Annotated in this window: 11 protein-coding genes and 2 other RNA genes; 11 read left to right on the top strand and 2 right to left on the bottom strand. The window is 49.6% G+C overall.

Features of this window, described 5'->3' with window-relative positions:
• Positions 1 to 28 precede the first annotated feature (28 nt).
• Positions 29 to 1,402, bottom strand: a complete 1,374-nt coding sequence (locus tag H6X83_RS09635) for a Sapep family Mn(2+)-dependent dipeptidase (RefSeq protein WP_212506276.1) — start codon at positions 1,400 to 1,402, stop codon at positions 29 to 31.
• Between the two features lie 288 nt (positions 1,403 to 1,690).
• Positions 1,691 to 1,897 carry a helix-turn-helix transcriptional regulator gene (locus tag H6X83_RS09630; protein WP_212506275.1) on the bottom strand — a complete coding sequence of 69 codons (207 nt, stop codon included), beginning with the start codon at positions 1,895 to 1,897 and terminating at the stop codon, positions 1,691 to 1,693.
• A 121-nt stretch (positions 1,898 to 2,018) separates the two neighbouring features.
• Between H6X83_RS09630 and H6X83_RS09625 the strand changes: the two genes are divergently transcribed.
• From H6X83_RS09625 to cas8c, 11 genes are all read left to right on the top strand, one after another.
• The gene (locus H6X83_RS09625) at positions 2,019 to 2,249 is read left to right on the top strand and encodes a helix-turn-helix domain-containing protein (RefSeq protein WP_212506274.1); all 231 of its coding nucleotides are present in this window, start codon (positions 2,019 to 2,021) and stop codon (positions 2,247 to 2,249) included.
• Between the two features lie 227 nt (positions 2,250 to 2,476).
• Positions 2,477 to 2,571, top strand: an RNA gene (gene ffs, locus H6X83_RS09620) — signal recognition particle sRNA small type.
• Positions 2,572 to 2,646: 75 nt separating this feature from the next.
• A complete protein-coding gene (locus H6X83_RS09615; protein WP_212506273.1) occupies positions 2,647 to 3,234 on the top strand; it encodes a GNAT family N-acetyltransferase in 588 nt (195 codons plus the stop codon).
• 33 nt (positions 3,235 to 3,267) lie between these two features.
• A complete protein-coding gene (gene dnaX / locus H6X83_RS09610) occupies positions 3,268 to 4,992 on the top strand; it encodes a DNA polymerase III subunit gamma/tau (RefSeq protein ID WP_212506272.1) in 1,725 nt (574 codons plus the stop codon).
• Between the two features lie 208 nt (positions 4,993 to 5,200).
• Positions 5,201 to 5,542: a YbaB/EbfC family nucleoid-associated protein gene (locus H6X83_RS09605; RefSeq protein WP_212506271.1), complete on the top strand. Its 342-nt coding sequence runs from the start codon at positions 5,201 to 5,203 to the stop codon at positions 5,540 to 5,542.
• A 2-nt stretch (positions 5,543 to 5,544) separates the two neighbouring features.
• A complete protein-coding gene (gene recR / locus H6X83_RS09600) occupies positions 5,545 to 6,147 on the top strand; it encodes a recombination mediator RecR (protein WP_212506270.1) in 603 nt (200 codons plus the stop codon).
• 95 nt (positions 6,148 to 6,242) lie between these two features.
• On the top strand, positions 6,243 to 6,707 hold the full coding sequence (gene smpB, locus H6X83_RS09595; RefSeq protein WP_212506269.1) for an SsrA-binding protein SmpB: 465 nt from the start codon (positions 6,243 to 6,245) through the stop codon (positions 6,705 to 6,707).
• Between the two features lie 76 nt (positions 6,708 to 6,783).
• Positions 6,784 to 7,182: a transfer-messenger RNA gene (gene ssrA, locus H6X83_RS09590) on the top strand.
• 760 nt (positions 7,183 to 7,942) lie between these two features.
• On the top strand, positions 7,943 to 10,126 hold the full coding sequence (cas3, locus tag H6X83_RS09585; RefSeq protein ID WP_212506268.1) for a CRISPR-associated helicase Cas3': 2,184 nt from the start codon (positions 7,943 to 7,945) through the stop codon (positions 10,124 to 10,126).
• 339 nt (positions 10,127 to 10,465) lie between these two features.
• Positions 10,466 to 11,167, top strand: coding sequence for a type I-C CRISPR-associated protein Cas5c (gene cas5c / locus H6X83_RS09580; protein WP_212506267.1), 702 nt, complete (start codon positions 10,466 to 10,468; stop codon positions 11,165 to 11,167).
• Positions 11,164 to 12,948, top strand: coding sequence for a type I-C CRISPR-associated protein Cas8c/Csd1 (cas8c, locus tag H6X83_RS09575; protein ID WP_212506266.1), 1,785 nt, complete (start codon positions 11,164 to 11,166; stop codon positions 12,946 to 12,948). Before cas5c ends, cas8c begins: the two co-directional genes overlap by 4 nt.
• The last annotated feature ends 2 nt before the right edge of the window (positions 12,949 to 12,950 follow it).

Below are 12,950 nucleotides of genomic sequence, written 5' to 3'. Positions count from 1 at the left end.
TCCTGCACCCTTTGCTTGGAATGAAATTTTATTTTGTTGCCATGTCGAACATTGCCTGCAGGCAAATCTGCGCGTGCTGCATGAAGCGGGCAATGTCTATGCTTTCATTGGTGTTGTGCAGGCGGCGGTCGGGTTCATCCGGGAAGAATGGCCCAAAGGCAACACCGCGTCCTTTCAGTTCACGGGCATAGGTGCCGCCGCCAGTGGCGTAAACATTCGGTTCTTCACCCATCACAGCGGAATAGGAGCCTTTCAGCAGGCGGATGAAATCGCTGTCTTCCGGCAGATAAAGCGGACGGCTTTCGTTGGTGCGGCTGCAGGAAAGGCCGTAAGGAGTACAGATCTTCTGCATGGCGGCAAGAATATCTTCTCCGCTTGCAGTGACCGGATAACGAATGTCCAGACCAGCGCTGAAAGTACTGTTCCCAATGCGTACCAGCCCAAGATTCAGAGTCAGCGGACCGGAAGGCTCGTCACTTTGCTTGAGCCCTACAAGGCTGCCGTCATATTCTGTCTGAATTTTTTCAGAGAGGAAGTACAGCAGGCTGCCCAGTTCTTCTTTGTTCAGAACTTTTGACAAAAGCATAATGAGTTTTGCGGCTGCATTGACGCCTTCCTGCGGCTGCATGGCATGCGAAGCAACACCTTCCGCGCCAATGCACAGACCGTCCGGCGTTTTGGTGAAGCGGAACGCTTTGTCAGTCTCTGCAAGTTCCATCAGCGCGGCAGCTTGTTCCATTGTGCAGGCAACAACCGTTTCCGCTTTGGCGGGAACGGCGTTTACAACGGTGCCTGCTGTAAAGTGCCGTACGGCGGTCGGTGCTTTGCCGCTGGAAATATCCAGACGCAGAATTCCTTTTTCACGGTTGCAGATGCCGTAATCGCTGTCCGGGGTGAAACCATAGACCGGCATTGGCTCGGAGGAATAATAAGTGTCAATATCGTTGCTGGCAACTTCTTCGCCGCCGCCGAAAATCACGCGGATGCGGCGGTTGGTTTTTACACCGGCATCCTTCATAGCTTTCAGGCAGTACAGCGCCACCACAGCGGCACCTTTGTCATCAGCAGTGCCGCGGCCATACAGCAATCCGTCTTTCTCAACGGTTTCAAAGGGGTTGGTGTTCCAGCCATCGCCTGCGGGGACAACATCGACGTGGCACAGCACATCTGCAAATTCACTGCCTTCGCCGTAAACGGCATGTCCTGCGTAATTACCAACGTTCTTGGTTTCCAGACCGAGGTTTTCCGCCATTTTCAGTACGGCTTCCAGTGCGCGTGCGCTTTCACTGCCAAAAGGCTTGCCCGGCTCTGCATCGCTGACAACGGATGGAATCGCAACTAGCGTTTTTAAGTCGCGGAGAATTTGTTCTTTGTAAGGTAAAATATGTTCTGCAAACTGCATTGTGAAAACTCCTTTATACCGGGCACGCCGGCAGAAAATAATATCAAATAAATTTGCCTGCAAAAGGTACACTTTCAGTATATCACAAATCCAAATTGCCGCAAGTGGCTTGACATCGCTTTTCGGGTAGGCTTTTAGAGCAATCCTCAGAATCGTCAAGAATTACTTTCTGCCGCTTTCTCTTTAGAAAGCGACTAGGGGTGTGGGGGCAAAACCCGCCGCGACTTTAGTATATTGGGAAGCAGGTCTGGGCTGCAAGCCCAGACCTTAGTAATTCGGAGGATTGCTCTAGGAAAGATATTCTAATAAATCATTGTAAGTCGTATGATAAAGGACACGAAGTTTTTCCAGAATCCGCAGCGGCGGTTCGATGCGACCAGATTCGTAATAGGCAAGTGTGGAACGGTCAATTTTTAAAATGTCAGCCGCCTGCTGCTGTGTGAAACCATGTGCTTTCCGCAGTGTACGCAGGCGGTTTGCAAGATATTTGTTCATAAATCGTTACTCCTTGAAAAAAATAGGCTACCGATAGCCAAATAGTAGCACACATAGCCTACATTTGCAAGCCAAATTGTTTACTCTATTTTTATAGAAACAGAAATGGAGCTGGTACAAGATGACTTTAGCGGAAGCGGTAAGAAATCGGATTTTAGAACTTTGCGGACAGCGCAACATCAGTATCAACAAGCTTGCAACGCTGGCGGCGCTGCCGCCGTCCTCTGTGAAAAATATTTTGTATGGGAAAAGCAGGAACCCCAAACTGCAAACCATCAAGACGATTTGTGACGGGCTTGAAATTTCGCTGAGCAGCTTTTTTGATACACCGGAATTTCAGCGGGCAGAATAGCGCCGCACAGCTTTCTGTCCACTTTGCGGACATCTTCCCTGTCAGGGAACAGCCATACGGGCGGCAGAAAGCAATTTTGGGAATATGCAAAGTGAGCGAAAACTTTTTGGAAAGAGCAAAAATGCTTGTGTTTTTTCAGAAAAACGTATATAATATATTACTGTATCCAATATCGTACGGAAAATGACTGAAAGCAAGGCAGAAGGCGTGCGGCGGGATATGCAGATGGGTGGGCTCTGTGCGGCGGGGCGCCGTGAACCATGTCAGGCGGGGAACCGAGCAGCATTAAGCGGAGTGGCCCTGTGCGATGCAGGTTTGTCTGCCCATCTGTATATCCGGCAGCGCGGCGGCGCGGGGCGCCTGCTTTGCTTTCTTTTTGTATATTAGGAGGAAAGCAATGGAAAACGAAAGTACATTGGTTTCCCTGCGGACTTGCTTTGCGAAAAGCTTTCCTTTGCATGCGGGCAGCCTTTTGCTGCGGATTCCAGAGGTAGAAGAAGTGCTTGCATTCAACTGTCAGGCTGCACAGGAAGAAAGCCTCAGCCGCTTTACCTGCCGCCCGGTGGTTTCACATACACCGCAGGAACAGCGAGAGCGTCTGCAGGGACATCTTCGGAATCCGGACGTGGTGTTTGCAGGTATCTTTTTGCCCAAGGACAGCAGTGCCGGCATGATTGGAAAAATCAATTTTTTTGATTACAATCCGCGAAACCGCAGTGCAGAGTTCGGCTACCGGATTTTAAAAGCATATCGCCGCTGCGGCTACACCAGTACAGCGGTAAGAGCTTTGCTGCAGATTTCTTTTACAGCGGCAAAGCTGCATAAAGTATATGCCCAAACAGGAAGTTTTAACCGGCCATCCGTTGCACTGCTGAAAAGCCTTGGTTTTTCACAGGATGCGGTGCTGCGTGACCACCACGAGTTGGATGGAAAATTTTACGATGATTTAATTTTCAGTATTTTGGAAACAGAATGGGACATATAAGACAGCACATCTGCCGGAAAGGAGGCGTGTACCGTGTATCAAGTGCTCTACCGCAAATGGCGCCCTCGGGTTTTTGCGGATGTCGTTGGGCAGCCGCAGGTTACAAAGACACTGCAGAATGAGCTGACCGCAGGGCGGGTGGCACACGCTTTCCTCTTTACAGGCTGCCGTGGTACGGGCAAAACAACCTGTGCCAAGATTCTCGCAAAGGCGGTCAACTGCCTGCATCCAAAGGACGGCGACCCCTGCGGTGAATGTGAAATCTGCCGCGGTGTGCAGGACGGCAGCATCATGGACATTGTGGAGATTGATGCCGCCAGCAACAACGGTGTGGACAGTATTCGCATGCTGCGTGAGGAGGCAAACTTTACCCCGGCAGTTGCAAAGTACCGCGTGTATATCATTGATGAAGTGCATATGCTTTCCACCGGTGCTTTCAATGCTTTGCTGAAAACACTGGAGGAACCGCCGGCACATGTCATTTTTATTCTTGCAACAACGGAAGTGCACAAGCTTCCGGCAACAATTCTTTCCCGTTGTCAGCGCTTTGATTTTCACCGAATTCCACCGGAGGATATTGCGGCGCGGCTGGTTTATATTGCTGGGGAGGAGGGCGCTTCACTGGAAAATGAAGCGGCCCTGCTGCTGGCACGCCTTGCAGACGGCGCCATGCGTGACGCACTTTCTCTGCTCGACCAGTGCCTTGGCCGCAGCAAGGAAGTGACAGTGGAAGTTGTTAACGAAGCGGCGGGACTTGCAAGCCGGGAGCATCTTTTTCAGCTGGCAGACGCGATTTATCATAAGGACAGTGCCGCAGCCTTGACAGTGATTGATGAAATGCACCGTGCCGGAAAAGATATGGCACGCCTGTGCGAGGAACTTTCCTCTCATCTGCGTTATCTAATGCTCATGAAGACGATGCGTGACGCACATTCCATGGTGGCGGTCACCGAAACCGAGTACGCCCGGCTTGAAAAACAGGCGCTGGCAATTCCGCTTTCCGTCATTCTGCACGGCATGGATACACTGCAGGAAACACTGGAACGGATGTACCGCGGTGTAGACCGGCGTACAGAAATAGAAATGGCGCTGCTGCGTCTGTGCTGTCCGGAACTGGATGACAGCCGCGCTGCACTGGTCCGCCGCATAGAGGTATTGGAGAAGCGTGCACCAGTAGCTGTTTCAGCTGTTTCAGCTGTTTCGGCGCCGGTCGTGCCGGCCGTACAAACTGCTCCGGCAGTACAAAGCGCGGCATCGCCTGCTCCGGTGTCACTGGTCCCATCTGCGCCGGTCGTACCGGCAGCGGAAAAACCGGTGGTAACAACAGAACTGCTGGTAGAAAGGCCTAAATCAGCCGCACCGGCGGTACCAGCTGTGCCGGAGTCCAAGCCGGTGGCTTCTGCACCCACAAAAACAGCGGCAGAACTTGCCGCCACTGCATCTCCGCTTGCCGAATGGCCGGAAATCGTGCAGGCGCTCAAGCAGTATTCTCATACGATTGCGGCGGCATTTAAAGGTACAGCAGCCTATGTCAGTGGCAATTATGTGTTGATTGATGCTGCCAATGATTTAGCTTTCAGCCTGCTGCGGGAATCTTCCCAGCGGGACAGCATGCGCCGCGCAATTCAGCAGGTAACCGGCAGAACCTACAAATTGGGGCCTTACCGTCCGGCGGAGAAGCAGGAACAAGAAAAGGATCCGCTGCAGACTATGGCGGAGCGTGCAAAAGAGCAGGGCATTGCAGTTGTAAAAAAATAAGAACCATAGAAAACGAATTTTTCTGCTTGACCTTCTTGTGTGGTTTGTTATATGATTAGTGGAATCAGGGTTGTATACAGGGGCTGCTTTCCGTCGCTTTCTCAGAAAGCGACGGTGTGTGTTGGCCTGCGATAGAGGCCCCCAAGGAGAGCAATTTTGTACTGTAAAATAAGATACTTAAAAAGATAACTATACGGAGGTATAAATCATGAAGGCAAGAGTTCCCCAGAATAAAGGACCGCAGAACCTGCAGCAGATTGCGAAGCAGGCACAGAAACTGCAGGAGGATATGGACGCACTCGCACAGGAGCTGGATGTTAAGGAATACACCGCAACTTCCGGCGGGGATGCCGTAAAGGCGACTGTCCTTGGCAAAATGGAAGTAAAGAGCATTGAAATTAAGCCGGAGGTTGTTGACCCGGAAGATGTGGAAATGCTTTCTGATATGGTGATGGGTGCTGTCAACGAAGCACTGCGTGCCGCCGCTGAGGACAAGAGTGAAAAAATGGAAGCACTTTCCGGCGGGCTGAGTGTTCCGGGTCTGTTCTGAGAATGGCCGGATATAATGTAGCACCGCTTGCCCGGCTGATTGAGCAGTTTGAGCGCCTGCCGGGAATTGGGCACAAAAGTGCCCAGCGCCTTGCGTACCATGTGCTGGGTATGACTAAAGAGCAGGCGCAGAATTTTGCCGATGCTGTGTTGGAAGCGCATGAAAAGATACATTACTGCAAAATCTGCTGTAACCTGACGGACCAGCCACTTTGTCCAATCTGCCGCGATGAGCACAGGGACAATTCTGTTATATGTGTTGTCGAAGATCCGCGTGATGTAATTGCGATGGAGCGTACCAATGAGTACAGCGGAAGTTATCATGTCCTGCATGGGGCGATCTCTCCGCTTTCGGATGTTGGGCCGGATCAGCTGTGCATTAAAGAACTGCTGGCCCGTGTACAGGACGGAAAAGTGAAAGAGGTCATTATGGCGACTAACCCGACTGTGGAAGGGGAGGCCACGGCTATGTACATTTCACGTCTGCTGAAACCGCTGGGGGTAAAGGTAACGCGTCTGGCCTATGGTATTCCTGTGGGCGGTGACTTAGAGTACGCTGATGAAGTTACCCTGCTGCGTGCGCTGGAAGGGCGTAGTGAGCTTTAAAGCGACATCATTTTTAAAGTTTTTTTGATACACTGTTCTTGACAAAAAAGCTCCGCCGGACTTGCCGGAGCTTCCCGAAGGAAATGAGGAACGCCGTGAAAGAAGAAAATTTCAAAACCATCGCCCGCAACAAAAAGGCGTACCATGATTATTTCGTGGAAGAAAGCTATGAAGCCGGTATCGAGCTTTGCGGAACCGAGGTAAAGGCTCTGCGTGCCGGGGGCTGCAACTTAAAGGATGCTTGGTGCGCGGTTGAGGACGGCGAACTGCTGGTGCGCGGTATGCACATCAGTCCTTATGAGCATGGCAATATTTTTAACCGAGACCCGGTGCGCGTGCGCCGTTTGCTGATGCACAAAAAAGAAATCATGCATTTGTTTGGCATTGTAAAGCAGCAGGGCTATTCCTTAATACCGCTGTCGATTTACTTTAAAGGCAGTTTGGTAAAAGTACAGGTTGGGCTTTGCCGCGGCAAAAAGCTGTACGATAAGCGTGCAGATCTTGCCGCGCGCGCCGCCAAGCGGGACGTTGACCGTGCTATGAAAACGCAGAACCGCTGACAATTTCTGCAGGTACTTGCAACTTTTCAGAGTTTATTGTATACTCTATATGGGTCAGGATATCCTGACCTCTTATGGGGATGTAAAGGTTTCGACGGGGGTTGTGAACCCTGGTAAGCGAGCAGCGGGGCGGGACCGCTTCATCAATCCGCACCTTAAATTTAGATGAGAAATCCTCTAAGAAAAACAGCAATGTCATGAACGTTAACTTCAATAACAATTATGGGATGGCTGTTGCAGCTTAATTAAAAAGCTGCCGTCCTCTCCGGGAGTACCGCGGCCCGGCTGAGGGCGTAACTCAGCGGTGAACGTGAATCGAATGATGCCCCTCATTCGGTCATGACTTAGGGGCTGCCGCTGCACAGAGCCTGCCGGTTGGCGCTGTGCAGCGGGAGATTAAAACAACCGGCTGCGCTCGAAGAAATCCAGGGCAAGTGACTTTCGGACAGGGGTCCGACTCCCCTCATCTCCACCAACTTTAACACAAAAAGCGGTACGCATTTCTGATGCGTACCGCTTTTTGTGTTTGGCAGATGTCTTGCATCTTGTGTAAAATCGAAGTATGTTGTATTATAGAACTAAAATTTGAAAAAATTTCTGCTGAATCAAAAATACATGGAGTCGGGATGAAGAAGTGTTGGACGAAACAATTCAATGCCCCTTACTAAATAAGAATATATCTGAAGGATATTGCTTTGAACTTTGCAATATTGCAACAAATCCGAAGCGGATTTTTACCCGGAAGCAGAGGCAATTTGCGGTCATATCGTTGTTGACCTGCAAAGTGAAGAAATTATTGCGCTTAAAAATGTTCCCGGATATAGCTGTATGTATCCGGGTCATGCCAGAACTAAATTGATAGAATTAGCCAAAGAACACAGCACAGAAAAAGAACGTATGGTTATGTGGTACTGAGCCGCCCGACGAATGTTCGGGTGCTTTTTTATGCCAAAAACTGCTGTGTAAAAATTAAACATCATTTCACAGTAGAAAAATTTAGAAAACATTTGCACAATTTGTATATTGTTTGCGGCGCTGCCTTGGAGTATGATAAAAGAAATTGTCGAATTTTCCAAAACTATATATTTCCAGTAAAATTTTTATGAAACTATACAAAAAAGAAAAATAATACAGTGGAAATAGAACTTTATGTTACAATCTCAAAGAAAGTACCACTTATTGTACAATGCAGGATGCTATAATTGGGGAAACAAAGCAGATTGGAGATGCAAAACATGCCAGAAAAACGGCCCTTTGCGGCACATATCAGAGAAGAAGACAAAGAAGTGCAGACAGTTCAGCAGCATCTGGAAAACGTTGCGGAACTTGCAAAAGAATTTGCGATGCCTTTTGGTGCGGAGGATATGGCGTACCAAAGCGGACTGGCACATGACCTAGGCAAGTTCTCAGCAGGTTTTCAGCACCGTATCTGGGACGGCGGCCCGAAAACGGATCATTCCACAGCAGGAGCAATGGAAATGAAAAAGCTGGCGAACAACCCGTGTACACTGCTTCCGGCCTACTGCATCGCGGGGCATCACGCAGGGCTTATGAACGGCGGCGGGCAGCAGGATGACAGCGAAACCACCGGAACTCTTTTCGGGCGGCTGAACAAAAATCTGCCGCAGAATTATCTGGTGTATAAGGATTTCGTACAGCTGAAAGTTCCCCAGCCGCCAAGAATCAAGCCGCTCGGAAGGCAGGGCTTTTCCCTTTCCTTTTTGACCCGCATGCTCTTTTCCTGCTTGGTGGATGCCGATTTTCTGGACACAGACGCGTTCATGAAAAATCATGAAATTGCACGCGGCAGCGGATGCAGTATCAAAGAATTGTCACAGAAACTGGACAATTACATTCATGAAAAGCGTTGGCTAGATGCAAAAGAAGGTTTGAACGGAAAGCGAAGCGCTATTTTAAAAATGTGTATAGATACTGGGGACAGTGCTGAAAAGGGGCTTTTTACGCTGACTGTGCCGACCGGCGGCGGAAAAACAGTTTCCTCCCTTGCATTCGCTCTGCATCATGCAATAAAGTGTGGCATGAAACGAGTGATTTATGTAATCCCGTACTGTTCAATTATTGAGCAGACGGTTGACAATTTCGTTGCTATCTTGGGAAAAGAAAACGTGCTGGCGCACTATTCCGGTGCACAGTATGATGACCAAGACGAAGATATGAACGAAGCGCGGCTGCTGACCGAAAACTGGGATATGCCGGTAATCGTTACCACTGCGGTGCAGTTTTTTGAATCGCTGTTTTCCAATAAGACTTCTGCCTGCCGCAAACTACACAACATCGCCGACAGCGTCGTGATTTTTGATGAAGCGCAGACACTGCCGCTGGATTACTTGCAGCCCTGCGTGGATGCGATTGCCGAACTTACTGTGAATTACGGCACAACCTGTGTGCTTTGCACGGCAACACAGCCCGCACTTGGCAAACTCTTTGAAGTGTATGCACCTGCACTTTCCGCACATGAAATCTGCCCGAATACACAGGAACTTTACAGTACTTTTCGCCGGGTACGCTACGAACAGCTTGGCGTGCTGACGGACGAGGAGTTGACACAGCGGCTGAATGCATGCAGTCAGGTACTGTGCATTGTATCCACCAGAAAGCAGGCCAAAAATGTTTATGGATTACTGGAAAGGGAGGGCAGCTTCCACCTTTCCACACTGATGACGCCGGAGCACCGGCGCGCTGTTTTGAAAACGATTCGTGAACGTCTGAAAAATCATCAGCAGTGCCGTGTGGTTTCCACCAGTCTGATTGAAGCCGGTGTGGATGTTGACTTTCCAACAGTTTACCGTGCATATGCGGGGCTGGACAGCGAGATTCAGGCGGGCGGCCGCTGCAACCGCGAAAACAAGCGCCCGCTGCAGGACAGTGTGGTTTACCTTTTTGAGCCGGAAAGCAAATACAAGGGAAGTCCTGCTATGAAGCGTCCTAAGGAGGAAGCGTTGGAGGCTGTACGCGGAAAGGAAAGCATTGATGCGCCGGATGCGGTTACGGAATATTTTAACCTGCTGTATCATGACATCGGCAGTGCACTGGACGTGAAAGAAGTTGTAAAAGGCTTTGAAGACGGCGTGCGCAGCCATTTTAGTTTCCCATTTAAAACGGCAGCTGAAAACTTCCACCTGATTGACAGCGATACATGGACAGTGCTGGTTCCGCGCGACGACAGAAGCCGCGAAATTGCTGCGCTGTTTACACAGCCTGCGTTTCATCCGGACCGCAGGCTGTACCGCGAAATGGGGCAGTACTGCGTCAATATTTACAAAAATCACTTTGAGGAACTGTACCCGTCACTCAGTATGGTCGGAGAGCGGTTTGGCATTTTGACAGTGCCAGAGCTTTACGATGAAAACACCGGCCTCAGTTTCGAAAATGATGGCGGCTTTGGGCTGATTCAATAAAAAAGAGCCGGTACGGTTTCAAAACCGCCCGGCTGCTTTTTCACATTGTAAACCTCTAAATTTCAACCCCACACAGATTTTTTAATTTACACTTGAATTAAAAAATCTGAGACTGCTACTAAGTATATCCGAATCCAAAAGAGAAGTAAAGCGAAACTTGACATCTGAAATTATAACATTCTAAACATCTAAGAAAATTACTATGACATTTCGCCACTCTGGTGATAGTATATATGCATAAGATTTCCATGGAAATTGAGAGGAGTGATGCTGTGAGCGAAAGTAAATTGTCATTTTGTATTTGCAGCGTAAAAATAAAGGAAAGGAAGTGTATGACTTTTGAGTTATGGTTTGCTGGTTGAAACATGGGGCGATTACGCGCTGTTCTCGCGCCCAGAATTAAAAACCGAAAGAATGAGCTACGAAGTCATCACACCGTCGGCCGCACGGGGATTGATTGAGTCAGTCTTTTGGCATCCTGGATTGCGTGTGATGATTGACAGAATCTATTTGTTGCCGAAGTTTGGCACAGACTTCGCAAAGCTGACGGAGGAGCAACAGAAAGAAAATCCAATCAAATTTACAAACATACGCCGCAACGAAGTAAAAAGCAAAGTATCGGCGCGCAGCGTGAAAAGCATGATGGAGGGCGGCGCAGTGCCGATGCTCTGCACCAGCGATGACATTGTGCAGCGTGCGTCAACACTGCTGCGGGATGTGCATTATGTGATTGAAGCACACTTTGAATTGACCGAAAAAGCCGCGCCGAGCGACAACGAGGGTAAGTTTAAAGATATTTTCCGCCGCAGGCTGGAAAGGGGACAAGCATACTCACAGCCCTATTTTGGCTGCCGTGAGTGTCCGGCAAACTTTCAGGCATGGCAGGGTGGCGAAATACCGGCGGCGGACATTACCAAGGACTTGGGACTGATGCTGTATGACATGGATTACAGCAATCCGCAGAAAATTGAGCCGATGTTTTTTCATGCCAAACTGGAACATGGTGTGATGCAGGTTGCCGGAGAGAGGGTGCTGAAATGATTTTGCAGTCATTGGTAAGGTATTATGACACTTTGGCGGCAAACGGCGAAATTTCCCCGGCAGGGTGGAGTACCGCAAAAGTTTCGCTTGCACTGCGGCTTGCGCCGGACGGCACACTGCTCGGTGTGGCTTCGCTGAAAGTTACGCCCAAAAACGGCAAAAAAGAGATTCCACAGGTTCTTACTGTTCCTGAGCAAGTAAAAAGAGCAGTAAATATATCCGCAAACTTTTTGTGTGACAACGGCAGCTACATGCTGGCAATTGACGATAAAGGAAAACCGGAGCGCACCAAAGAATGCTTTCAAGCCGCTAAAGAACTGCATCATGCGGTTCTGGATGGCGTGGAAGGTGAAGCGGCAAAAGCAGTGCTAGCTTTCTTCGACACATGGAATATTGACACAGCAGCAGAAAATGAACAACTGGCGGATTATCTGGACGAAATAAAAGCTGGCGGTAACGTCATTTTCCAGATGGAGGATGGCAGCTATGCACAGGAGGACAGTGTCATCAGGGCGGCGTGGGAAAAGTACCGTACCCATGCTTCACCGGACGCGGTTATCATGCGCTGCTTGGTGACCGGCGAGGAAGCACCGATTGCCCGCCTGCACCCCAGTATCAAGGGCATCAGCGGCGCGCAGTCCTCCGGTGCTTCGCTGGTTTCCTACAACGCGGCCGCGTTTGAGTCCTACGGCCATGAGGACGGACGTGATAAAACCGGGCAGGGGCAAAATGCACCTGTCAGTGAAGCGGCGGCTTTTAAGTACGGCACAGCGCTGAATTACATGATTGCTGACCGGGAGCACGTTCAGCGCATTGCGGATACCACCGTTTTGTGCTGGGCGGAGGATGCCGAGCCGGTCGAGCAAGACATCTGGATGGCTTCTGTATACGGTTCCAATGAAATTGACCAGCAAACGCTTGACGGCATTGTAAAGGCGCTGGCAAGCGGCGGCACAACGAAATTTCGGGACAAAGAAATCCGGTATGACAATCCGTTTTATGTGCTGGGGCTTGCTCCGAACGCTTCCAGACTTTCCGTGCGCTTCTTTTTACAGAATGAATTTGGAAAGATGCTGGAAAACCTGCACAAGCATCAGGAACGGCTGGAAATCGTGCAGCCGATGGGGGAGAAACACGCCTTGCCGCTTTGGCATCTGCTGAACGAAACCGCAAACCAGAACTCTAAAAATAAAACGCCGCCCGCACCGATGGCAGGTGCTGTGCTGACGGCAATCCTGATGGGAACGGATTATCCGGCTTCCCTTTTTGAAGCGGTCATGCTGCGTATTCGCGCGGAACATGATATTAACTGGCGAAAAGCCGCTATTCTGAAAGCTTATTTTTTAAAAAATAAAGGAATCACAATACCTAAGGAGGTATTCCAAGTGGAACTGAATAAAGACAGCAGCTGCACCCCTTATGTGCTTGGCCGGCTTTTCGCTGTGCTGGAAAGAGTGCAGACCACCGCAACACCGGGCATTAAAGCTACCATTCGCGATAAGTATTTTACCAGCGCAAGCGCCACCCCTGCGGCAATTTTTCCGCTTCTGCTGAGTTTGTCGCAGCACCATCAGCGCAAGCTTACCGAAGGCTCCAAAGTCTATTTTGACAAAATTATCACCGAACTCGAAAACCGTATACATACCACTTTGCCAACTCGTTTTTCTTTGCAGGAGCAGGGTGCTTTTTACCTTGGCTATTACCACGAAAAACAGGCACTTTATACTTCTAAAAAAGGCGATGTAAAAACAGAAAATAGCACAACCGGGGAGGATGAATAATC

Source organism: Caproicibacterium amylolyticum, from assembly GCF_014467055.1.
GTDB lineage: Bacteria > Bacillota > Clostridia > Oscillospirales > Acutalibacteraceae > Caproicibacterium > Caproicibacterium amylolyticum.
Note: the sequence above shows the minus strand (reverse complement) of the source record. Positions and strands in the feature narration are given on the sequence as shown.